Annotated in this window: 34 protein-coding genes; 33 read left to right on the top strand and 1 reads right to left on the bottom strand. The window is 71.7% G+C overall.

The genetic code is table 11. The features are described from left to right. Nucleotides 1-32: 32 nt before the first annotated feature. The 26 genes from O7598_RS31170 to O7598_RS31295 all read left to right on the top strand — a co-directional run bounded on the left by O7598_RS31170 (nucleotide 33) and on the right by O7598_RS31295 (nucleotide 11,617). Nucleotides 33-425, top strand: coding sequence for a hypothetical protein (locus tag O7598_RS31170; protein WP_269689448.1), 393 nt, complete (start codon nucleotides 33-35; stop codon nucleotides 423-425). Next, a complete protein-coding gene (locus O7598_RS31175; protein ID WP_269689447.1) occupies nucleotides 422-754 on the top strand; it encodes a hypothetical protein in 333 nt (110 codons plus the stop codon). The genes O7598_RS31170 and O7598_RS31175 overlap by 4 nt, the downstream gene beginning before the upstream one ends. Beyond that, nucleotides 751-1,011: a hypothetical protein gene (locus tag O7598_RS31180; RefSeq protein ID WP_269689446.1), complete on the top strand. Its 261-nt coding sequence runs from the start codon at nucleotides 751-753 to the stop codon at nucleotides 1,009-1,011. Before O7598_RS31175 ends, O7598_RS31180 begins: the two co-directional genes overlap by 4 nt. Then, entirely contained in the window at nucleotides 1,008-1,274 is a 267-nt protein-coding gene (locus O7598_RS31185) for a hypothetical protein (RefSeq protein ID WP_269689445.1), read from the top strand. The genes O7598_RS31180 and O7598_RS31185 overlap by 4 nt, the downstream gene beginning before the upstream one ends. Next, nucleotides 1,271-1,594, top strand: coding sequence for a hypothetical protein (locus O7598_RS31190; protein WP_269689444.1), 324 nt, complete (start codon nucleotides 1,271-1,273; stop codon nucleotides 1,592-1,594). Before O7598_RS31185 ends, O7598_RS31190 begins: the two co-directional genes overlap by 4 nt. Beyond that, complete coding sequence (locus tag O7598_RS31195) at nucleotides 1,591-2,034, top strand: hypothetical protein (RefSeq protein WP_269689443.1); 444 nt, start codon at nucleotides 1,591-1,593, stop codon at nucleotides 2,032-2,034. Before O7598_RS31190 ends, O7598_RS31195 begins: the two co-directional genes overlap by 4 nt. Then, complete coding sequence (locus O7598_RS31200; RefSeq protein ID WP_269689442.1) at nucleotides 2,034-2,216, top strand: hypothetical protein; 183 nt, start codon at nucleotides 2,034-2,036, stop codon at nucleotides 2,214-2,216. The genes O7598_RS31195 and O7598_RS31200 overlap by 1 nt, the downstream gene beginning before the upstream one ends. After that, on the top strand, nucleotides 2,213-2,455 hold the full coding sequence (locus tag O7598_RS31205) for a hypothetical protein (protein WP_269689441.1): 243 nt from the start codon (nucleotides 2,213-2,215) through the stop codon (nucleotides 2,453-2,455). Before O7598_RS31200 ends, O7598_RS31205 begins: the two co-directional genes overlap by 4 nt. Next, on the top strand, nucleotides 2,452-2,628 hold the full coding sequence (locus tag O7598_RS31210) for a hypothetical protein (protein WP_269689440.1): 177 nt from the start codon (nucleotides 2,452-2,454) through the stop codon (nucleotides 2,626-2,628). Before O7598_RS31205 ends, O7598_RS31210 begins: the two co-directional genes overlap by 4 nt. A 112-nt stretch (nucleotides 2,629-2,740) precedes the next feature. Beyond that, nucleotides 2,741-3,418, top strand: coding sequence for a hypothetical protein (locus O7598_RS31215; RefSeq protein ID WP_269689439.1), 678 nt, complete (start codon nucleotides 2,741-2,743; stop codon nucleotides 3,416-3,418). Further along, nucleotides 3,418-3,681, top strand: coding sequence for a hypothetical protein (locus tag O7598_RS31220; protein WP_269689438.1), 264 nt, complete (start codon nucleotides 3,418-3,420; stop codon nucleotides 3,679-3,681). Before O7598_RS31215 ends, O7598_RS31220 begins: the two co-directional genes overlap by 1 nt. Then, nucleotides 3,678-3,989: a hypothetical protein gene (locus tag O7598_RS31225; protein WP_269689437.1), complete on the top strand. Its 312-nt coding sequence runs from the start codon at nucleotides 3,678-3,680 to the stop codon at nucleotides 3,987-3,989. Before O7598_RS31220 ends, O7598_RS31225 begins: the two co-directional genes overlap by 4 nt. Nucleotides 3,990-4,062: 73 nt before the next feature. Continuing rightward, on the top strand, nucleotides 4,063-4,356 hold the full coding sequence (locus O7598_RS31230) for a WhiB family transcriptional regulator (RefSeq protein WP_269689436.1): 294 nt from the start codon (nucleotides 4,063-4,065) through the stop codon (nucleotides 4,354-4,356). Continuing rightward, the gene (locus O7598_RS31235; RefSeq protein ID WP_269689435.1) at nucleotides 4,353-4,889 is read left to right on the top strand and encodes a helix-turn-helix transcriptional regulator; all 537 of its coding nucleotides are present in this window, start codon (nucleotides 4,353-4,355) and stop codon (nucleotides 4,887-4,889) included. The genes O7598_RS31230 and O7598_RS31235 overlap by 4 nt, the downstream gene beginning before the upstream one ends. After that, nucleotides 4,886-5,305 carry a WhiB family transcriptional regulator gene (locus tag O7598_RS31240; RefSeq protein ID WP_269689434.1) on the top strand — a complete coding sequence of 140 codons (420 nt, stop codon included), beginning with the start codon at nucleotides 4,886-4,888 and terminating at the stop codon, nucleotides 5,303-5,305. Before O7598_RS31235 ends, O7598_RS31240 begins: the two co-directional genes overlap by 4 nt. Further along, nucleotides 5,302-5,466 (top strand): hypothetical protein, encoded by a 165-nt coding sequence (locus O7598_RS31245; protein WP_269689433.1) that lies wholly within the window; start codon nucleotides 5,302-5,304, stop codon nucleotides 5,464-5,466. The genes O7598_RS31240 and O7598_RS31245 overlap by 4 nt, the downstream gene beginning before the upstream one ends. Continuing rightward, nucleotides 5,463-6,311 carry a hypothetical protein gene (locus tag O7598_RS31250; RefSeq protein ID WP_269689432.1) on the top strand — a complete coding sequence of 283 codons (849 nt, stop codon included), beginning with the start codon at nucleotides 5,463-5,465 and terminating at the stop codon, nucleotides 6,309-6,311. The genes O7598_RS31245 and O7598_RS31250 overlap by 4 nt, the downstream gene beginning before the upstream one ends. Continuing rightward, on the top strand, nucleotides 6,311-7,009 hold the full coding sequence (locus O7598_RS31255; protein WP_269689431.1) for an ERF family protein: 699 nt from the start codon (nucleotides 6,311-6,313) through the stop codon (nucleotides 7,007-7,009). The genes O7598_RS31250 and O7598_RS31255 overlap by 1 nt, the downstream gene beginning before the upstream one ends. Further along, nucleotides 7,006-7,461 (top strand): single-stranded DNA-binding protein, encoded by a 456-nt coding sequence (locus O7598_RS31260; RefSeq protein ID WP_269689430.1) that lies wholly within the window; start codon nucleotides 7,006-7,008, stop codon nucleotides 7,459-7,461. Before O7598_RS31255 ends, O7598_RS31260 begins: the two co-directional genes overlap by 4 nt. Nucleotides 7,462-7,565: 104 nt before the next feature. Beyond that, nucleotides 7,566-7,919 (top strand): hypothetical protein, encoded by a 354-nt coding sequence (locus tag O7598_RS31265; protein ID WP_269689429.1) that lies wholly within the window; start codon nucleotides 7,566-7,568, stop codon nucleotides 7,917-7,919. Continuing rightward, nucleotides 7,916-9,256, top strand: a complete 1,341-nt coding sequence (locus O7598_RS31270; protein WP_269689428.1) for an AAA family ATPase — start codon at nucleotides 7,916-7,918, stop codon at nucleotides 9,254-9,256. The genes O7598_RS31265 and O7598_RS31270 overlap by 4 nt, the downstream gene beginning before the upstream one ends. Nucleotides 9,257-9,660: 404 nt before the next feature. Continuing rightward, nucleotides 9,661-9,852 (top strand): hypothetical protein, encoded by a 192-nt coding sequence (locus tag O7598_RS31275; protein ID WP_269689427.1) that lies wholly within the window; start codon nucleotides 9,661-9,663, stop codon nucleotides 9,850-9,852. Beyond that, complete coding sequence (locus O7598_RS31280; protein WP_269689426.1) at nucleotides 9,849-10,256, top strand: hypothetical protein; 408 nt, start codon at nucleotides 9,849-9,851, stop codon at nucleotides 10,254-10,256. The genes O7598_RS31275 and O7598_RS31280 overlap by 4 nt, the downstream gene beginning before the upstream one ends. Continuing rightward, a complete protein-coding gene (locus tag O7598_RS31285; protein ID WP_269689425.1) occupies nucleotides 10,253-10,615 on the top strand; it encodes a restriction endonuclease in 363 nt (120 codons plus the stop codon). Before O7598_RS31280 ends, O7598_RS31285 begins: the two co-directional genes overlap by 4 nt. Next, entirely contained in the window at nucleotides 10,612-10,740 is a 129-nt protein-coding gene (locus tag O7598_RS31290; protein WP_269689424.1) for a hypothetical protein, read from the top strand. The genes O7598_RS31285 and O7598_RS31290 overlap by 4 nt, the downstream gene beginning before the upstream one ends. A 142-nt stretch (nucleotides 10,741-10,882) precedes the next feature. After that, on the top strand, nucleotides 10,883-11,617 hold the full coding sequence (locus O7598_RS31295; RefSeq protein WP_269689423.1) for a hypothetical protein: 735 nt from the start codon (nucleotides 10,883-10,885) through the stop codon (nucleotides 11,615-11,617). Between the two features lie 36 nt (nucleotides 11,618-11,653). On the opposite strand, the gene O7598_RS31300 is transcribed toward O7598_RS31295, so the two are convergent. Then, nucleotides 11,654-12,358: a recombinase family protein gene (locus tag O7598_RS31300; protein WP_269689422.1), complete on the bottom strand. Its 705-nt coding sequence runs from the start codon at nucleotides 12,356-12,358 to the stop codon at nucleotides 11,654-11,656. A gap of 345 nt (nucleotides 12,359-12,703) precedes the next feature. Here O7598_RS31300 and O7598_RS31305 point away from each other — a divergent pair, with 345 nt between their 5' ends. The 7 genes from O7598_RS31305 to O7598_RS31335 all read left to right on the top strand — a co-directional run bounded on the left by O7598_RS31305 (nucleotide 12,704) and on the right by O7598_RS31335 (nucleotide 19,293). Next, nucleotides 12,704-13,105, top strand: a complete 402-nt coding sequence (locus O7598_RS31305) for an endonuclease domain-containing protein (protein ID WP_269689421.1) — start codon at nucleotides 12,704-12,706, stop codon at nucleotides 13,103-13,105. 101 nt (nucleotides 13,106-13,206) lie between these two features. Then, nucleotides 13,207-13,836 carry a DUF7341 domain-containing protein gene (locus O7598_RS31310; RefSeq protein ID WP_269689420.1) on the top strand — a complete coding sequence of 210 codons (630 nt, stop codon included), beginning with the start codon at nucleotides 13,207-13,209 and terminating at the stop codon, nucleotides 13,834-13,836. Between the two features lie 719 nt (nucleotides 13,837-14,555). Beyond that, entirely contained in the window at nucleotides 14,556-14,915 is a 360-nt protein-coding gene (locus tag O7598_RS31315) for a terminase small subunit (RefSeq protein ID WP_442929908.1), read from the top strand. Between the two features lie 91 nt (nucleotides 14,916-15,006). After that, a complete protein-coding gene (locus O7598_RS31320; protein ID WP_269689418.1) occupies nucleotides 15,007-16,425 on the top strand; it encodes a terminase large subunit in 1,419 nt (472 codons plus the stop codon). Between the two features lie 19 nt (nucleotides 16,426-16,444). Further along, the gene (locus O7598_RS31325; protein ID WP_269694689.1) at nucleotides 16,445-17,671 is read left to right on the top strand and encodes a phage portal protein family protein; all 1,227 of its coding nucleotides are present in this window, start codon (nucleotides 16,445-16,447) and stop codon (nucleotides 17,669-17,671) included. Continuing rightward, nucleotides 17,671-18,906: a head maturation protease, ClpP-related gene (locus O7598_RS31330; protein ID WP_269694688.1), complete on the top strand. Its 1,236-nt coding sequence runs from the start codon at nucleotides 17,671-17,673 to the stop codon at nucleotides 18,904-18,906. Before O7598_RS31325 ends, O7598_RS31330 begins: the two co-directional genes overlap by 1 nt. 3 nt (nucleotides 18,907-18,909) lie before the next feature. Next, entirely contained in the window at nucleotides 18,910-19,293 is a 384-nt protein-coding gene (locus O7598_RS31335) for a capsid cement protein (RefSeq protein WP_269694687.1), read from the top strand. The last annotated feature ends 102 nt before the right edge of the window (nucleotides 19,294-19,395 follow it).

The following is a 19,395-nucleotide window of genomic DNA, read 5'->3' on the forward strand; positions in this document are numbered from 1 at the left end:
CGCGGAGCGCCGACCGAAAGGCAGGTTACCGGATGACCGGGACCACCAGCACCAAGACCGAACACCCCGCGGACGGGTCGCCCCGCTGGACCGTCGTCGGCGACGCCGGCCGGGTCGTCTACGACACCCTCGGCAACCACCTGGCGCTCATCCCCGCCGGCGGCGACATCGACTCGGTGATGGGGAAGACCCTCGCCCGGGTCCGCGAGTACGCGCAGCTCGGCGAGGACGACGTGGTGTTCGAGATCCTCGGCGAGCTGTACAGCAACGAGCTGGAGTTCCAGGCGATCGTCGAGACGTCGTACACGGACAGGCGGTGCCGCCGCTGCGGTGCCACGCAGGACCTGAAGACGCTGTACTCCGGCCTCGGCTACTCCCAGCGGGAGTGGGAGTGCTGGGACGGCTGCAAGGGTGGCCTCAAGTGACCGCCGCGCCCACCATCCCGAGCTACCCGCACTTCGCGCCCGGCGAGCACCGGCAGGCCATCGCCGAGATCGTCCGCTGGCTGCGCACCAACGGCTGGCCCCGCCTCGGCTCCTACGGCTACCGGTACAACGCCCCCGACACGGCCGACGCGACGATGTGCATCGGCTGGTCGGACGCCTGCGAGCTGATCGGCGTCAGCCGGCGTAGCGGGGGCGGCGAGTGGCAGTTGACGCCGTTCCACCACCGGGTGACGCACCCCGCCGAGGCCGTCAGGTGCCTAATCGCGGTCGGTGTGCTTCCCGTCGGCTTCGAGCAGGTGTCCCGGTGACCGCCCCGACGCGCCCGCCCCGCGTGGTCGACGTCTACCGGGCCGCACACGCCAGCGGCGACCCCGCCCAGCTCCTCGCCGCCGCGATCCTCGCCATGGCCGAGCGCTGCGCCCGCGCCGCCAGCGACCACGGGTACGCGTGGGCGGCGGGTGACTCCGCCGGCCGCACCCGGGCGATCCGGGCGATGAAGCGCCGCTGGGTCGCGCTCAACCGGCTCACCGCCGCCCACACCGCCCTGACCGGGGGTGCCCGGTGACCGCCCCGACGCTGCGGGAGGTCGTCGTCACCGACGCCTGCCACGCCGAATGCGCCGCGATTCGCCCCCTCACCGTCGCCGACGCCTGCCGCCGCTACGCCGTCCGCCTCGTCCGCATGACCGACGAGCAGCTCGCCGTGGAGGCCGCCCGCGTCGAGGCCCTGCCCGGCTCCGAGTACCGGGCGCTGGTCGACGAGCAGATCCAGATCCGTCGGGCCCAGGGCACGGTCCTGCGCCCCACGACCACCGGGAGCACCCGATGAGCAACGACCCCAACGTCCTGCGCGAGCGTCTCGCCACCGAGCTGCACCGCATCGCCTACGACATCGTCAACCTGAAGCTGCCCGTCGCCGACCTGATGAGCGCCCGCCTCTCCGTCGGGGTGCTCGACAGCCGAGCCGACCTGGAGCGGTGGGCCGACCACCTCGGCGTCGAGATCGAGGAGGACGGCGGCACCAGCGGGGACATCCCCCGCATCGAGCACGTGACCCTCTTCGATGGCGAGCGGTGGGGGCCGTCGTTCTCCGTCCACGCGCAGATCCAGCCGGACGGCGGAGCCGCGACTGAGGACGGCACCCGATGACCGGCCCGCTCGACCTCGCCGCCGTCCTCGCCCACACCGGCTGGACCGTCCCCGCACCCCGCAGCGAACTGGAACCCCGCACCCCCACCAACCCCATGCCCAACACCCCCGGCCCCAACGCGTGGCCCGCCACCGCCGAACCCACCACCCACCTCGACCACTGGTGGCGGAACGGCAGCAACGACTTCCCGGTCGCCACCGACCCGGCGCTCGCCGGCCACAACCCCGACGCGCCCACCGCCACCGTCACCCCGCTGCTCCCGGCGGGTGTCGCCGAAGACGCCGAGATCGTCGGCCGGCTGCGGTTCCTCACCCGCGAGATCGCCCACCTCGCCGGCGAGCACCGGGTGCCCGCCGACCTCGCCCAGCTCATCGACCAGGCCCGGCGGATCGCCCACGGCGACCTGCCCCGCACCACCGACACCCGGAGGGCCGCCTGATGACCGCCCCGCTCACCGTCTACATCACGCCCACCGGCCAGCCCGCCGGCATCCCGCCGTGCTGCCCCAACAGCCCCACCGGCTGCCCCGACGACGAGACCGCCTGCGGCACCTGCCTGAACGGCTGCCCCGCCCCCGCCGGCGAGCGGTGCTGCCTCGACGGCCCGGAGGTGACCCAGTGAAGACGCTGCTCATCTCCGCCGGGGTCCTCACCCCCACCATCGCCCTCCCACCCGCCATCACCAGCCGGATCCTCGTCCTCGTCCTGCTCCTGCTCGCCGTCCGCGCCTGGCGGCACGCCCGCGCCGCCGACGGACTCCGGCACCGGCTGTGGGCCGCCGACATCGCGATCCGCGACCCGGAGCTGCGCCGCCAGGCCGCCGCCGACGCGCACCTTCCCGCCGGGCGGCGGGCGGCATGACCACCACCGGCTGGCTGATCGTCACGCTCCTCGGCGTCCTCTGCGCCGTCGTCACCGCTGCGCTGTGGCAGGCCGAGGGCGACCTAGACAAGGTCACCGCCGAGCGCGACGCGGCCCGCCGGCACATCGCCCAACTCCACGCCGAACGCCACGCCACCCGAGGTCACCTGTGAACCGCACCTTCTGGGCTGTCGCCCTCGCCACCGGCGCAGCCCTCTACCTGACCGTGTGGGCCGCCCAGACCGCCACCTGGCGCGTCCTCAACCTCCTGATCGGAGCAGCAGCATGACCACCGACACTGTCACCCCCGCCGACATCGCCGCCGAGCTGATGCTCAACGCGGCCCGCGACATCGACACCCTGACCATCAGCGAGCGCCTCGACGACACCGAGATGCCCGACGAGCCCGACGGGTTCGCCGAGCAGGTCGCCGAGCTGGTCAAGACCGCCAGCATCAGCATCGACTGGCCGGACACCACCGACGGCACCGTCAACGTCGGCGACGGCCTGGTCGGCGCGCTGGTCGCCAAGCTCGGTCAGGAGCGCGACGCCCTCGGCGTCAAGGCCGACGACCAGGCCGCCGAGCTGGACCGGCTCCGCGCGCAGCTCGCCGAGAAGCACGCCGACCTCCACCGCGCCCAGGCCGAGATCGCCAGCCACGCCCAGGCCGTCACCCACTGGGCCAACCAGGTCAACGAGCTGAAGACCGAGCTGACGGCGATGCAGGAGAAGGCAGCCAAGACCGAGCGCGAGCAGGCGCTGGTCGTCGAGTTCAACAGCCGCCACCTGATCGGTACGCCCGTCCGCTACTGGAAGGGCGCGCGCGAGGGCGAGGGCCGCACCAGCAAGACCCGCACCGGCGCCCAGATGCTCAGCGGTCACACCGCTGTCGTGTGGGTCGAGGACGAGGGGGCGTGCATCGCTCTCAGCCACATCGAACCGGTCGAGACGGCGGCCGTCTGATGCCCGTCGGCGACGTCGTCACCCTCACCGCCCTCGGCACCTGCGTCATCGCCGCCGCGCTCCTCCTGGCCGACGCCCTCGCCGAACTCCGACGCGAAGGAAACGGCGTCGCCGACACCGCCCGGGCCGCCACCACCGCCATCCACAACCGCGCGAAGGCCGTGCACCTCACCCACGCCCAAGAGGCAGAACTGGCCCGCTTCCGGGCGTGGATCGACGACACCTCACCCGCCGCGTTCACCTGGAAGGACCTGCTCCCGTGACCGACACCAACACCACCGGCGGCCAGCACCGCTGGCGCAAAGGCGACCCCATCAACGAACACGGCCGCCGCACCATCAGCACCTCCAACTGCGTCTCCGCCGGCTACCGGCCCCCGCCCCGCGACGACGACAACCGGGCCGTCCGCGCCGTCGCCCCCGTCGTCAGCCACGAACGCATCCGCGACGCCATCCGCGACCAGCTCGACAAGCTCCGCGCCGACATCACCGACCCGACCGCGCCCATGCGCGTCGTCCGCGAGGTGTTCGCCGCCGCCGGCGCCGACGACACCCAGGAGGCGACGTCGTGAGCACCCTCCTCGCCATCGCCCTACCCGCCATCGGCACCTACCTCCTCCTGCACCTGCCCACCCGGAGAAAGCCATGAGCACCGGACCGATGAAGCTCGGCGAGTTCCCCGCCTTCCTCGACGAACCCGACGCCGACCCCGCCTGCCGCGGCCAGAACACCGACCTGTTCTTCAGCGACAAGCCCACCGACATCGACGCCGCGAAAGCCATCTGCGGCGACTGCCCCCTGCGCATCCGCTGCCGCCGGTGGGCCATCGACCAGCCCACCGACAAGGTGTACGGCGTGTGGGGCGCCACCAGCCACGCCGACCGCAAAGCCATCAAGCGCCGCAAGAACAGCGGCCGACAGCTGGGGGTGGCGGCGTGATCCTCTTCGACGACCTGCACCCCGACGACCACACCGCCCGCATCAACCTGCGCAACATGCTCGTCGAGCGGCGCGTCGACCTCGGCTACAGCCAGGCCGCCCTCGCCCAGCACATCGGCGCCAGCCAGGGCTGGGTCGCCAACATCGAGACCGGCACCAACTGGCACATCGCCGTCCTCCAACGCCTCGCCCGCGGCATCAACGCCCGCATCGTCCTCTACCCCGACGGCGTCCCCGGCGGCCCCTACGACAACCCCGCCGCCGGCCTGTTCCGCCCCACCGACCCCACCGACGCCGACCGGTGGGACCAGCAAAACCTCCTCGCCGACCTCGCGACCGCCCGCGAGGCGACCGGCCTCACCCGCCGGCAGGTCGGGGAGCGGCTCGGCTGCTCGGGTAGCGCCGTCGGCAACTACGAGCGCACCCGGACCGGCCTGGTGCTGATCAGCCCGCAGCGGTACTGCCGGGCCATCGGCGGGCGGCTCGCCGTCGAGCTGGAACACCTCGACGCGGCCGTGGCGGTGCCGGCATGAGCAACTACCCGGACTTCCTCAACGCCACCACGGCCGCCCCGGCGTGCCGCGGCGTCGACACCACCCTGTTCTTCCCGCCTCGCGGCCAGGACTCCACCGAGGCGAAAGCCATCTTCCGCCGATGCCCGCTGCTCGCCCGCTGCCGGCTGTGGGCACTCGACCAGCCGGTCACCGAACTGCACGGCGTGTGGGGCGGACTCAGCCACGTCGAGCGCATCGACCTGAAGCGGGTGCAGCTGCGCCGGTGGCGCGGCGGACCCGGCGAGCACCACGACCAGATGGTCCAGATGCGCGCCAACGGCGCCACCTGGTCGGAGATCGCTAAGGCGATCGGGTCGACCACCGAGAGCGTCAAGTCGTACTGGAAGCGCCAGCGGCGCGTCCGGCGGATCGCTCAAGAGCAGGTCGCCGCATGACCGCCCCCGCCGAACCCCGCGCCCTCTGCACCGGCTGCGGCAGCCTCCTCGACCCCGCCGCCGCAGCCGGCTGGGACGGCACACCCGCCATCTACGACCGACACCCCGGCTGCGAGAAGCGCGGCGGACACCTCCGACTCGTCAAGGGAAGTGGCAAGTGAAGATCCAGCGCGTCAACCGAGGACGCAACCACTGGTACGTCGACCTCGACACCGGCCAGAAAGTCGACGGCGTCACCACCACCACCGGCAACGGCCTCCCCAAGCCCGCCCTGCTCAACTGGGCCGGCGACGCCACCGCCGAATACGCCGTCGACCACTGGGACGACCTCGCCAAACTCCCCACCTCCGAACGCCTCAAGAAGATCAAGGGCGGCCGGTACGAGAAGCGCGACGCCGCCGCGAACAAAGGCTCCGAGATCCACACCCTCGCCGAGAAGCTCGTCGCCGGCGAACGCGTCACCGTCCCCGACCACCTCACCGGCTACGTCCAAGCCTGCGTCCGGTTCCTCGACGACTTCGACGTCCGGCCCCTCCACGTCGAAGCCGTCGTCTACTCCGAAACCCAGCGGCACGTCGGCACCCTCGACCTGATCGCCGACGTTCTGCTCCCCGACGAGGCGCGCTACGAACACATCCCACGCCGCGACGACGGCTACGCCCGCGGCCTCGTCGACTGGAAGACCGGCAAGTCGGGGATCTTCGGCGACGTCGCCCTCCAGCTCTCCCCGTACCGGTTCTCCGAGTACCTCATCGGCGCCGACGGCGAGCCCGTCGACATGCCCAACGTGGACTTCTGCGCCGGCGTGCACCTGCGCCCCGACGGCGTCTACGACTTCGTGCCGCTGGAGTGCGGCGAGGACCAGTACCGGGACTTCCTCTACGTCAAGGAGGTCGCCCGGATCGTCGGCAGCCTCCGCGACCTGGTCGGTGAGCCGATCGTCGCGCCGACCGCCTCCACCTACGTCCTGGCCAAGGCCGACGAGACCGAAGAGGTGCCGTTCTGATGACCACCAGCCCGCTGCTCGCCGCGCTCGCCGACTTCCAGGCCAAGCCGCCCACCCTCACCAAGAACAAGGCCGGACACCAGTCGAAGTACGCCGACCTCGTTCAGGTCAACGAGCAGGTGCTGGCCCGCCTCAACGAGCTGGGCATCGTCTACACCTGCGCGCCGACCCTCGACGACGACGGCAAGTTCGTCCTCGCCTACGAGCTGACCCACGTCGCGTCGGGCGAGAAGCTTGCCGGCCGGTACCCGCTGAAGCTGGCGGAGAACCCGCAGCAGATGGGCTCGGCGATCACCTACGCCCGCCGGTACGTGCTGCTGGCGCTGACGGGTGTCGCCGCGGAGGACGAGGACGACGACGGGCAGGCCGCGTCGGGCCGGCGCACCGCCCAGCGCGCCCAGCAGAACCGCCCCGCACCCGCCGCCACGGCGGCGCCGGAGCGGGCCACCGCGCAGCGCTCCCCCCGCCCCGCCGGCCCGCCGCTTCCCGGTGACAGCGACGGCATCACCCCGCGTCAGCAGTCCCTGCTGCACGTCCTGCTCGGCAAGGCCGGCAAGGGCCAGCGCGAAGCCGGGCTCGGCTACATCAGCGACGTCCTGGAGCGGGAGATCACCACCACCAAGGAACTGAGCAAGGACGACGCCAAGCGCGTCATCGACCACCTCCAGGCCGCCGTCGACCAGCAGGAGCAGCAGTGAGCAACGAGACCGTCATCACCGTCGTCGGCAACCTGACCGACGACCCCGAGCTGAGGTTCACCCCGTCCGGTGCCCCGGTCGCCAAGTTCCGCATCGCCTCCACCCCCCGCATGTTCGACAAGCAGTCGCAGGAGTGGAAGGACGGGGAGCCGCTGTTCCTGTCCTGCAACGTGTGGCGGCAGGCGGCCGAGAACGTCGCCGAGTCCCTCACCCGTGGCACCCGCGTCATCGTGCAGGGCCGGCTGCGGCAGCGCTCTTTCGAGACCCGCGAGGGTGAGAAGCGCACCGTCATGGAGATCGAGGTCGACGAGATCGGCCCGTCGCTGTTCCGGGCCACCGCGAAGGTCGAGCGCAACAGCAGCGGCGGCGGGGAGCGGCGGCAGTCCCGGCCCGCGCCGGCCCGGCAGGACGACGGCTGGGGCTCGACCCCCGAGGGCGACATCCCGTTCTGATCCACCGGCCCCGCCCGGGCGGCACCACGCCAGGCCGGCACCGCGCATCGAGCGCGCGACGGGGCGCCAACCCGACCACCAGATCAAGCACCAAGGGGGACCTGATGACCAGCACCACCCCGAGCGCCGGCGACATCCTCGCCGCCGCCGACTCCTTGCAGGGCCCTCAGCAGACCTACACCCGAGACGAGGTGGCCCTCCTCATGCACCTCGCCTACGACTCCGGGCGCACCGCCCAGTACGTCGGCGACATCGCCGAACTCCACGCCACCTGGGCCCGCAACCCCATCCACCGGCCCACCGCCGAGGAGCGCTACCGCGAACGGATGGCCGAGATGGACGCCCTCGGGCAGGCCCGCGCCGCCGCCGAAGGCCGCCCCTACCGGCTGCACCCCGGCGGGCCCGTCGACTGGGAAACCGGCCGCGTGCTGGCACCCGGCGAGGACGTGAACGCGTGAGCCTCGACACCGATTGGGACCGCTGGGAAGGCATGGACGTCATCGCCCCCGTCGAACCCAACCCGTTCGACCCGCAGCGGCACCCGGACGAGCACGCCGCTTTCGAGCGGCAGACCGCCGGCGCCCGCGAAGAGGTCGAGCAGGCCAAGGAGCGCCGCCGGCAGGAGCGGAAGGAGGCGAAGGCCCGCTACCTCGAAGACGAGACCGAACGCGAGCTGGTCCGGCTGAAGGCCCGGCACGCCGCCGAGCAGCGGTGGACGCAGGAGCAGGCGGAACTGGCCAAGGCTGCCGCCGACGACGCCGCCCGCGTCCACGACGGCGCCACGTTCCTGCTCGACCTGCCGCCCACCCCGCCCGCCCTGTGGGGCAAGGGCGAGGACATCCTGTGGGCCCGCGGTGAGGCGCTGATGATCGCCGGCCCGCAGGGCGTCGGGAAGACCACCATCGCCGGGCAGCTCCTGCGCGCGGTCGCCGGCATCACGGGGGACGTCCTCGGCTACCCGGTCGAGCCGTGCGAGCGGCGGATCCTCTACCTGGCCATGGACCGGCCCGAGCAGGCCCGCCGCAACCTGGCCCGCATGTTCGCCGACGCCGAGGTGGAGATCGGCCGGGACTACCTCGCCGAGATCCTCCGGTTCTGGTCCGGGCCGCCGCCGTCGGACTTCGCCGCCGACCCGGCAGCGCTGCTGCGGCTGGCCCAGCAGCACGACGCCGACGTGGTGTTCGTCGACAGCTTGAAGGACGCCGCGGTCGGTCTGTCGAAGGACGAGGTCGGCGCCGGCTACAACCGGGCGCGGCAGCTCGCCCTCGCCGAGGGTGTCCAACTCGTCGAGCTGCATCACGTCGTCAAGTCCGGCGCGGACGGAGCCAAACCGAACAACATCAACGGCATCTACGGCTCCACCTGGCTGACCTCGGGCGCCGGATCCGTCGTCATGTTGTGGGGCGACCCGGGCGACCCGGTGATCGAGCTACTGCACCTGAAGCAGCCCATGAACGAGGTGGGGCCGCTGAGTGTGCGGCACAACCGGGAGACGGGGCTGTCGGAGGTGTTCCACGACGAGGACACCGACGTGGTGGCGCTGGCTCGGCGCTGCGCGGAGACGGGTGTGTCGGCGGCTGAGGCTGCCCGGTGCCAGTTCTCGACGGAGACCCCGTCGAAGGCGCAGGTCGAGAAGGCTCGGCGGAAGCTGCGGCAGCTGGTGAAGCAGGGGCTGTTGACGGAGCGCGCCGCGACGGATGGGAAGGGCGGTCGGGGCAACGGTGACCGCTGGTTCGCGGTCGCTCCGGCGTCGTGGGTCGTGGGTGAGGAGGCCCCCGATGACCGATACCAGTAGTGATGCGGCGGGCACGCATCGTGCCGAAGAAAGTCACGGAGAAAGTCACGCGTCGATGTCTGCCCGAAAGTCACGAGGAAAGTCACGCGTCGATACCCCCGTCGAGTTTCCGCAGGTCAGAAAGTCACGCACCGCCGTGGAGAAAGTCACGCGGCCCCTCCCTCGGAAAGTCACGTTTTCCGCCCTTCCTTTAGGGAGGGCGGAACGTGACCCCGAGAGGGGGGAGGTCAACAAAAACCCCACCGCGCCGGCCGCCGCGGACCCCGAGCCCGTCGGCCCCTCGCTGCGCAGTTCCTCGACCGGCTCGCCGCGCAACAGGCCGACCCGGACCTCGCCGCCCGACGACGCGAAGCCCTCGCACGCCTCCGCCAGCAGAAGCCCGCCATCCGCACCAAGGAGCAGCCGTGACCCAGCCGATGCCCGCCTGCGACTTCCCCGGCAAGCCCGGACCCGCCGGCCACATCCCCGCCTGCCAGCTCTGCCCCAACTCGCCCACCTACTGGCGCAACCAGCTCACCGCCGAGGAGCGCGACCTGGCCGCCGCCGTCGACGCCGGGCAGTGGAAAGCCCCGACGCCCGCCGAGGCCACCCCGTGACCCCGCGGACCCTCGCCGACATCCACCGCCACCGCCCACCCCTGGAGCCCGCCATGGCCACCCACCCCATCGCCGACCCCCGCCACACCACCGTCGAACGCCTCCGCCGCGAACGCGACGCCGCCCGCCTCGAAGCCGACGCCCAACGCGCCCGCGCCGACCGCCTCGACGCGCAACTCGCCGCACTCCGCGCCGACCGCGCCACCCTCCCCGCCGCATTCCACGTCACCCGCGGCACCTGGCCTGGCTTCCCCGAAGCCAACTGCCCCTGCCCGAAGGAGCCGTGCGGGTCGGTGGACACCCGGCGCGCGGACCCGGCGTGCGAGCAGCACCCCGCCGGGCGGGCACGGACCATGCGGCAGATGCACCGCGCCGACCGGTGCCCGGCGGAGGTGACCCGGTGAGCCACTACCAGGCGGGTACGAGGTTTGAGCACAAGATCCGCGACGACCTCCGCGACAACGGCTACGAGGTCATGCGAGCCGCGGGGAGCAAGGGCGCATCCAAGGTGGACCTCGTCGCACTGAAGCCCGGCCAGCTCCTGTTCATCCAGGCCAAGCGCTCGGGCACCCTGCCGCCCGCCGAGTGGGACCGGGTGTTCGAGGTCGCCGGCTGGGTCGGCGCCGTGCCGCTGCTCGCCGCGAACGGGCCCCGCGGTCGGGGTGTCGTCTACACGCGGCTGCTGGGTCGGAAGGTGCCGAGGGCGCGGACCCAGCCGTGCGAGCCGTTCCTCCTCGACCAGATCGCGCAGGCCGCGTCGTGATCCCTTCGTGCGCCGTCGAAGCCCACGCCCGCTGGCAGTCCACCCCGCTGCTACGCCGCGCCCGGATCCTCGCCCTCGCCCGCCGGCGTCGGGCCCGCCTGACCGCCCGCCTCTGGAGGAACTGACCATGCGCCCCCTGCACGTCGCGAAAGCGGCCGCTCACGACGCCTGCCACTGCGGCCACGGCCAGTGGTCCCACAAGCGCGGCTCGGGCACCTGCACCGAATGGCCCTGCCGCTGCGACCGCTACGAGCCCAAGGAGGAAGCGTGAAGCGGCCGCTTTTGCTCGACCTGTTCGGCGGAGAAGGCCTCGCCGCCTACGGCTACGCCCTCGCCGGATTCGACGTCACCAGCGTCGAGATCAACCCCGAGCGCATCGCCAACCACGTCCGCCACCCCAACGTCACCGTCGTCGAAGGCGACGCCACCACCTTCCCGCTCGACGGGTTCGAGGTGGTGGTCGCCTCCCCGCCGTGCACCGACCACACCACCCGCGCCACCCTCGCCGAGCACCGCCGCGGCGCCAGCACCGACACCGGCTGGATGCTGCCGCACACCATCAACCGCCTCCGCGCGTGGGGCGACGCCACCGGCGGACTCTGGGTCGTCGAGAACGTCGAGGGCGCCAAGACCATCATGGGATCCCCGCTGATGCTCTGCGGCACCATGTTCGGCCTCACCGACGGCGGGTGGCACCTCGCCCGCCACCGCCTATTCGAGTCCAACGCCCTCCTGATGGCGCCCGGCCCGCACCGGTGCCGCAACCGGGGTGTACGGATCGTCGGCGTCTACGGCGACCTGACCAAGAACGACCGGGCGTGCGGCGGCCGCAATCGACCCGGAGGTGACGTGCGCGCCGGAGTCGACCGGGCCCGCCGGCTGATGGGCGCCCCGTGGGCGTCGCCCCGCGGCCTGGCCCTCGGCATCCCGCCGGCGTACACGCGGTTCATCGGAGAGCAGATCCTCGACCACCTCGGCGCCCGAACCCGCACCGCCGCCTGACCTGATAGCTCCCAGAGACCGGTGAGATCAGCTATGTCAGCTCAGACCAGCCCGTCGGGCCACCGACCGGACCGCCATCGCGGACCATCGGTCGGCCCGGCGCGGCCGGAGCCCAGCGGCGTCCAGCGCGGCGGCAATGACCCGGTACGACTCGCCGGCCTTCCGGCGACGCACGACCTCGTCCCGGGCCACCTGCTCGGCGGGGTTCGGCGCGGCGTCACGCTCGCGCCCCTTGCCCTCACCCCGGAGGCCGAAGGCGTACTGGCCGACCGCGTGCCGGCCCGCCTCGGCTTTGGCCTTGCGGCCGTCGCGCATCCGCTTCACGATCATGCGCCGCTCCAGCCCGGCGAAGACGCCGGCCATCTCCCGCATGGCGGTGCGCATCGGGTCGTCGGGGTCGTCGCGGAGCACCTCGCCGCCGTCGACCGCGAACACCCGGCCGCCCTGGCGCCACACGAGCGCGAGGGTGGCCTCCTGGACGGTGACGGCACGGGCCAGCCGGTCAAGCCGGGGGACGAGCAGACCCTCAGCGGTCCGGGACTCGATGTCGTAGAGCGCGGCGGACAGGCCGGGTCGGTCGGCGGCGTCCTTCGCTCCGGAGATGCCGGCGTCGGTGTGGAGCGAGACGAGGCGGTGCCCGTTGGCGCGGCACCAGGACCGAACGGCCTTTTCCTGGACGTTGAGCCCGAACCCGTCCATCTGGGATTCGGTGCTGACGCGGAGGTATCCGGTGAGCTTCATGATGCCCCTGACCTGCTATGTAAACGAAACTCCAGATTACTTTACAATGGACCTGTGGACGACAGCGACGTAGAGGCGTTCCTGAGCCGGGTTCATGGTCTCCCGCCTCGGCATATCAGCGACGCTTGTGAGGCGCTCACAGGCGCCCGCGAGGCCCGATCCTGCGGTCGTCCTACCCGTCGAGGCACCGCATGCCGCGCCCTCTGCGCCCGCTTCACCCCGGCCTGCTCCGCCCACGCAACGGAGGAAGAGCAGCTCGTCGCCAGGGTCGAGGCCGAGCGACTGTCCTCCCTCATCGTCGAGTGGGAGGACAGTCTCGCGCCGGCGTGCCATGGCTGGTCTGTCATGGATGAACACCGAGCGGAGGCGGCGGCACTGGCCGACATCGGCGACGAGCTGCGCCGATCCCGCCAGGGTCAGGATCTGCTCTGGAAGTGGCAGCGCGGACGGTGCGCCATCTGCGGAGGCGGCGGCCACCAGTGGGCGCCGGACTTTGGTGCCGGCCCGGACTTCGTGGTCGACCACGACCACCACACCGCGCTGGTCCGGGGGTGGCTCTGCCGGTCCTGCAACATCGGCGAGGCTCGCAGCGACCGTGGGGATGCCGCGAAGTACCGCGATCGGCCGCCGGCCGTGATGCTCGGCGTCGCCGTCCGGTACGAGCACCCGTGGTACGGGCTGGTTGAGCCGCAGGAGACGAATGCCGAGTGGTTCGCCCGCACTGTGACGAGCCAGCCGCCGCCCTGAAACCAGCGGTGGGCCGGTCGGGGTCGCCCACCCCGCCGGCCCACCAACGCCACCCGCAGGTAGCCGCCCAACCGCCGGCAAGCCTACAAGGGGGGACCACCATGGACCGGACGCAAACCCTCACCACCATCACCGGCCTCGCCGAGCAACTCTGCGACCCCGGACAACACACCGAACGCATCCCCTACTGGGACGACAACCGCAACCGCAAATACCGCGAATGGCGGACCATCCAACCCGGTCTCCTCGAACAGCTCCACCAAGCCGCTGTAGAGCCCGCAGACGGCCGTACAGAGCCCGGCCCGCGCCCGGTGCCGCGCAGCCGTCCCCCGCTCGCCCTCGAAGCGCTCAGCACCCACGCGGCGATCTGCACCCACGCCGCCCACTGGTGCACATCCCTGGGCATCGACCTCCGCGACACCGTGGAAGCGAACATCCGAGCCCTCGTCGGCGCCGCACCGCAACTCGACGACGACGACCTGCAACTGCTCGCCGGGGAACTGCGCACCTGGCGGCGCTGGGCCGCCGTCGCCACCGGCTGGATCGCCCCCCTCTACCAGCCGCACGTGCCCTGCCCCGCCTGCCACACCACCGGCAAGCTGCGCATCAACCTCACCGCCCAGGCGGCGCACTGCCGGGCCTGCCAAGCCACCTGGGCCGCCGACGACGGCAGCCTCCACGCCCTCGGCGAGTACGTCACCAGCCGCAGCGAACGCGTCACCGCGGCGTGACCAGCGGGTCAGCTTGACGCCAACGCGAGTTGACCTACGATGAATGCCAGCAGCACCACTGTCTCCGAAGCCCCGCCGCATCCCCCAGGACGGCGGGGCTTCGTCATGCCCGGGGGTGAGCCGGTGGCCAGGCGCAGCACCGCAGCCCGCGGCTACGGCCGCAAGCACGAGGATCTGCGGAAGCAGTGGGCGCCGAAGGTGGACGCCGGCACGGTGGACTGCTGGCGGTGTGGTGATCTGATCCAGCCGGGCAGGCCGTGGGACCTGGGCCACGATGATGACGACCGTGGTCAGTACCGGGGGCCTGAGCACAGGACGTGCAACAGGCGAGCCGGTGGTGCGAACGGTGCGCGGGTGGCGAACGCGGGTCGCGGCGTCGGAGTGCGAACGTCCCGTGAGTGGTGACAACGAGTCAACGTTACTCTGCGTGACGTTCGGCAATGTATAACTATGCAATGGTTATGCATAGCGGTGACGGAATGTCCGGTTCAGAAAAATTCGGCAGCAGGCCAGGGGACCACCGGGGCAGTCGCGGAAATCTCCCCCCGGCCAACCCCGTGCCCCCCACTGCATAACCATGCATTGCATATTCATGCATCACATTCCGTGACATACCCACAGTGACTTTCCGTGAGGAGGTGCCGGTCGTGCCGCCTCGCGCTCGCCGCCTCGCAGCGGTTTCCGCCGACCCGGAGGCCACCCGGGAAAGAACCCCTGACCTGCGTGATGCTGTCCGGTCGACGGTCGACGCCATGGACTGGCTCACCCCGACCGACGAGGCGTTGAAGACCCTCGCCCTGCGACAGGCCGAGGAGATCGAGGGGGCTATCGACCGGGCGCGCGAGCTGGAAGCGCTGCGCCGGGACTTGGCCGGCGACGAGTCGGCGTACAAGCGGCTGAAGGCACTCGAAGCGATGTGTGAGGTCACCAAGACCGTCGGCTGGCTGGGCCCGCAGCTCCAGGGCGTGCTGCGCGACCTGGGCGGGACGCCGGCGGCGCGGGCGGCGATGAAGAAGGACAAGCCGGTGGGGGGTCGTCTTGCTCAGATCCGCGCCGCTGCTGGGCAGCACGACTCCTAGGATCTGGACGCCGCCGCTGGTGGTCGGACCGCCTGGGCCGTGTGGCTGCGGGTGCGCGCTCACTCCGGCGACGTCGCACGGCTTCTCGGCTGTGGAGTTCGCCGAGGAGGTGCTCGGCTTCCACCTGATGCCGTGGCAGCGCTGGCTGCTCATTCACTCGCTGGAGCTGCTCGCCGACGGCCGGTTCCGCTTCCGCACGGTGTTGGTGCTGGTGGCCCGCCAGAACGGCAAGACGACGCTGGTGGAGGTCAAGAACCTCTGGAAGATGTTCGTCCTGCGGATCCCGCTGGTCATCGGCACGGCGCAGAACCTGGACGTGTCTGAGGAGTCGTGGGACAAGGCCGTCGAGATCGTCGAGTCGGTGCCGGAGCTGGCCGCCGAGGTCCCGCGTGACGGCGGGATCGTGCGGGTCAACGGCAAGAAGTCGCTGAAGCTCGCGCACGGGTCGCGGTGGAAGGTCGCCGCGGCGTCCCGCAAGGGCGGTCGTGGCTTGTCGGGCGACGACGTGAACCTCGATGAGCTGCGCGAGCATCACACGTGGGAGTCGTGGGCGGCTGTCACGAAGACGACGATGGCCCGCCGCAAGGCGCAGATCTGGGCGTTCTCCAACGCCGGTGACGACCGGTCGGTGGTGCTCAACGCGTTGCAGGAGAAAGGCCGGGCGACCGCCGAGGATCCTGCCGCTGATGCGTCGATGGGCATCTTCGAGTGGTCGGCGCCGGATGACTGCCCGGTCGACGACCCGCAGATGTGGCGGTTGGCGAATCCGTCGCTGGGCTACCCGCAGGGCATCTCGTTCGAGGCGTTGCGGGCGGCGCTGGAGACGGACCCGGAGCCGATTTTCCGCACCGAGTGCCTGTGTCAGCGGGTGCCGGACCTGGAGCCGTCGAAGATCCCGCTGACGGCGTGGGTGAAGTGCGCGGATCCGTCCTCGCGGATCGTCGGGCCGGTGGTGCTGGCGTGGGAGGTGTCGTGGCATCGGGACCGGGCGGCGATCGCCGCGGCGGGTCTACGCGCTGACGGGCTGCCGCATGTGGAGTTGGTCGAGTACCGGGACGGCACGGACTGGGTGGCGGGCCGGCTGGGTGAGATCGCGGGCCGGCAGCCGGTGACGGCGGTGCTGGTGGACCCGTCGGGGCCGGGTGGGTCGCTGCTGTCGGAGGTGACGGAGCGGCTTCCGGCGCGGCTGGATCCGACGCCGCTGACGATGCGTGGTCTGGCGCACGCCTGTGGCCGGCTGTACGACGCGGCGTTGACCGGCCAGTTGCGGCAGTTGGGCGATGACCGGTTGCTGGAGATGCTGCGCAAGTCGTCGACTCGGCAGTTGGCGGATGCGTGGGCGTGGGACCGCAAGCACTCGGGCGGTGACATCTCCGGCCTGGTCGCGGTGACCGCCGCGCTGCACGGGCTGGGCACGGCGGAGAAGCCGCAGCCGCCGGCGGCGCCGGTTATCACTGAGACGTTGACGGTGCGATCCGAGACGAACGAGCTGGCCAGCGCGGGTTTCTGAGAGAGGGGGTGTCGTACCGATGACCGCACCGGTGAACGAGATCGGATACGCCCACCTCGGCGGCAACTGGTGGACCTCTGACGATGAGCCGACGCCGGAGCTGCGGTGGCCGGAGTCGGTGGCCGTGTACGACGCCATGCGCAGCCAGGACTCGCAGGTCGGGTCGGTGCTGCGGGCGGTCACCTATCCGTTGCGGCGGACACCGTGGCGTCTGGACCCGGCGGGCGCCCGCGATGAGGTGGTGCGGCTGGTCGCCGAGGACCTCGGCCTGCCGGTGGCGGGCCGGAACCCGGAGCCGATGCCGCGCACCCGGGACCGTTTCTCCTGGTCTGAGCATCTGCGGCTGGCGTTGCTGATGCTGCCGTTCGGGTTCATGCCGTTCGAGCAGGTGTACCGCATCGACGAGCAGGGACGGGCGCGGCTGCGGAAGCTCGCAGAGCGGATGCCCCGCACCATCGAGAAGATCGATGTGGCGCCGGATGGTGGGCTGGTCTCGATCACGCAGTACGGCGCGAAGACCGAACAGCGGGCCCGCCCGATTCCGGTGGACCGGCTGGTCGTGTACGTGTTGGAGCGTGAGGGCGGCAACTGGCTGGGCCGGTCGGTGCTGCGGTCCTGCTACAAGAACTGGCTGATCAAGGATCGGCTGCTGCGGGTGCAGGCGCAGACGATCGAACGCAACGGCATGGGCGTGCCCTTGTACGAGGGCGCCGAGGGCGAAGAGGACCTGACCAAGGGCGCGCAGATGGCGCAGGCCTGGCGCGCCGGGCAGTCCGCCGGGTCGGCCATCCCGCACGGGGCGAAGATGCGTCTGCTGGGTGTCGAGGGATCCCTCCCGGACGCTGACAAGCCGATCCGCTACCACGACGAGCAGATCGCCCGGGCGGTCCTCGCGCACTTCCTCAACCTCGGCACGCAGACCGGCAGCTGGGCGTTGGGCACGACCTTCGCGGACTTCTTCACCCTCAGCTTGCAGACCCTCGCGCAGCAGATCGCGGATGTCGCCACGCAGCACATCGTCGAGGACCTGGTCGATCTGAACTTTGGGGAGTCGGAGCCGGCGCCGCGGGTGGTGTTCGACGAGATCGGTTCGCGGCAGGCGGCGACGGCTCAGGCGCTGAAGATGCTCGCCGACGCGGGGATCCTGCTGCCGGACCGTTCGCTGGAGGAGGCGGCCCGGCAGGCGTACGGGCTGCCGCCGAAGGACTATCCGCCGCGGACCCCTTCGATCGAGGAGAATCCCTGATGGCTGAGGTTGCCCTGCCGGAGTTGCCGGCGCACCTGGAGCGGCTGCGGGCCCGGCCGACGGCGAAGGCCGGCGACTGGTACCGCATCGAGGCCAAGGCCGGCGCCCGGTCCGCCGTGGTGTCGATCTACGACGAGATCGGTTGGGCCGGCACCACCGCGAAGGACTTCGCCGCCGAGCTGCGCGCTCTGGACGCCGACGACATCACGCTGCGGCTGAACTCCCCTGGCGGGGACGCCTGGGACGGCATCGCGATCTTCAACGCGTTGAAGGACCACCGGGCCAGCGTGCACGTGGTGGTCGACGGGCTGGCGGCGTCGGCGGCGTCGTTCATCGCGCAGGCCGGCGACCGGGTCACGATGAACCGCGGCGCGCAGATGATGATCCACGACGCGGCGGGTCTGGCCATCGGCAACGCCCGGGACATGCGGGACATGGCCGAGGTCCTCGACCGGGTGTCGGACTCGATCGCCAGCATCTACGCGGCCCGCTCGGGCCGCCCGATGGCGGAGTTCCGCACCGCGATGGCCCGCGACACCTGGTACACGGCGCAGGAGGCGGTGGACGCCGGTCTGGCCGACGAGGTGGCCGACGACCCCGACGCGACCGCCACGAACTCCTCCCGGCAGAAGGTCACGGCCGCGGAGGCCGCCCGCCGCATCCACGCGGCGGCGCAGCGAACCACCCCCGTCAACCAGGCGGGGGACGCACCAGAGAAGGGAGCCGGCCGCATGGATCCGGCGAAGATCCGAGAGGCGCTGGGGCTGGCTCCCGGTGCTTCCGACGACGAGGTGAAGGCGGCCCTGGGCTCCGCCGGTCTCGTCGAGAACAGCCAGCCCACCCAGCCGGCCCCGAGCCCGTCGCCGTCCGAGCCCGCGCCCGCGCCGTCGTCTCCCCGCCCTTCGGCGGCCGGGACGATGGTCATCGACGCGAGCGCGTGGGAGGCGCAGCAGGAGGCGATCCGGCAGCTGCAGGCGGCCGACGCCCGGCGTCGCCGCGACGAGCGTGACGAGGTCGTCAACCAGGCCGTGCGGGACGGCAAGTTCGCGCCGGCCCGCAAGGACCACTGGACGCGGCTGTGGGACGCCGACCCGGAGGGCACCCGCGAGGTCATCAACGGCCTGCAGAAGAACGTCATCCCGACCGCGGCGCTCGGCTACGCCGGCCCGGGCGACGACGCCGACTTCGAGATGGAGTTCGCCGGGCTGTTCCCGCCGAACCGGAAGGGGGCCTGAGTCATGGCCGACTACAGCCCGGTCTACGCCGGCGGCGCGCAGCCGATGACGAAGACCGCCAGCACCACCATCACCGGTGGCCAGCTCGTCGAGGCGACCACCGCCAGTTCGGTCGGTACCGCCGGCGCCGCGTCGACGAAGGTCGTCGGGGTGGCCGCGCACGACGCGGCCAGCGGCGCCCGGGTCACGGTGTGGCCCCTGAACAACGTCGAGCACGAGCTGACCTCGACCGGCACGGTCGCCGTCGGTGACGGCATCGTGTCCGCGGCGTCGGGCGTCGCCACCACGGCGTCGGTCGCGACCGCCGCGGCGGCGGGCACCCTGCTCGGCCGCGCCACCACCGCCGCCACCGGCGGCGCCAAGGTCCGCTTCGTCGGCGGCAGCTGAGAAACTCGAAGGGAGATAACAAGTGCCTGGCACCTACCCGGCAGCGGCACCGACCCTTTCGGGCGACTCGCTGACCATCTCGCGCTTCCTCCAGAACCCGGC

This window comes from Micromonospora sp. WMMC241 (genome assembly GCF_027460165.1).
Classification (GTDB): domain Bacteria; phylum Actinomycetota; class Actinomycetes; order Mycobacteriales; family Micromonosporaceae; genus Micromonospora; species Micromonospora humi.

Excerpts from the sequence above, each read along its gene's own strand:
- O7598_RS31170 (WP_269689448.1), top strand. The coding sequence starts at position 33 with ATGACCGGGACCACCAGCACCAAGACCGAACACCCCGCGGACGGGTCG.
- O7598_RS31190 (WP_269689444.1), top strand. The coding sequence starts at position 1,271 with ATGAGCAACGACCCCAACGTCCTGCGCGAGCGTCTCGCCACCGAGCTG.
- O7598_RS31195 (WP_269689443.1), top strand. The coding sequence starts at position 1,591 with ATGACCGGCCCGCTCGACCTCGCCGCCGTCCTCGCCCACACCGGCTGG.
- O7598_RS31200 (WP_269689442.1), top strand. The coding sequence starts at position 2,034 with ATGACCGCCCCGCTCACCGTCTACATCACGCCCACCGGCCAGCCCGCC.
- O7598_RS31210 (WP_269689440.1), top strand. The coding sequence starts at position 2,452 with ATGACCACCACCGGCTGGCTGATCGTCACGCTCCTCGGCGTCCTCTGC.
- O7598_RS31215 (WP_269689439.1), top strand. The coding sequence starts at position 2,741 with ATGACCACCGACACTGTCACCCCCGCCGACATCGCCGCCGAGCTGATG.
- O7598_RS31220 (WP_269689438.1), top strand. The coding sequence starts at position 3,418 with ATGCCCGTCGGCGACGTCGTCACCCTCACCGCCCTCGGCACCTGCGTC.
- O7598_RS31230 (WP_269689436.1), top strand. The coding sequence starts at position 4,063 with ATGAGCACCGGACCGATGAAGCTCGGCGAGTTCCCCGCCTTCCTCGAC.
- O7598_RS31240 (WP_269689434.1), top strand. The coding sequence starts at position 4,886 with ATGAGCAACTACCCGGACTTCCTCAACGCCACCACGGCCGCCCCGGCG.
- O7598_RS31245 (WP_269689433.1), top strand. The coding sequence starts at position 5,302 with ATGACCGCCCCCGCCGAACCCCGCGCCCTCTGCACCGGCTGCGGCAGC.
- O7598_RS31255 (WP_269689431.1), top strand. The coding sequence starts at position 6,311 with ATGACCACCAGCCCGCTGCTCGCCGCGCTCGCCGACTTCCAGGCCAAG.
- O7598_RS31265 (WP_269689429.1), top strand. The coding sequence starts at position 7,566 with ATGACCAGCACCACCCCGAGCGCCGGCGACATCCTCGCCGCCGCCGAC.
- O7598_RS31300 (WP_269689422.1), bottom strand. The coding sequence starts at position 12,358 with ATGAAGCTCACCGGATACCTCCGCGTCAGCACCGAATCCCAGATGGAC.
- O7598_RS31305 (WP_269689421.1), top strand. The coding sequence starts at position 12,704 with ATGGATGAACACCGAGCGGAGGCGGCGGCACTGGCCGACATCGGCGAC.
- O7598_RS31310 (WP_269689420.1), top strand. The coding sequence starts at position 13,207 with ATGGACCGGACGCAAACCCTCACCACCATCACCGGCCTCGCCGAGCAA.
- O7598_RS31325 (WP_269694689.1), top strand. The coding sequence starts at position 16,445 with ATGACCGCACCGGTGAACGAGATCGGATACGCCCACCTCGGCGGCAAC.
- O7598_RS31330 (WP_269694688.1), top strand. The coding sequence starts at position 17,671 with ATGGCTGAGGTTGCCCTGCCGGAGTTGCCGGCGCACCTGGAGCGGCTG.
- O7598_RS31335 (WP_269694687.1), top strand. The coding sequence starts at position 18,910 with ATGGCCGACTACAGCCCGGTCTACGCCGGCGGCGCGCAGCCGATGACG.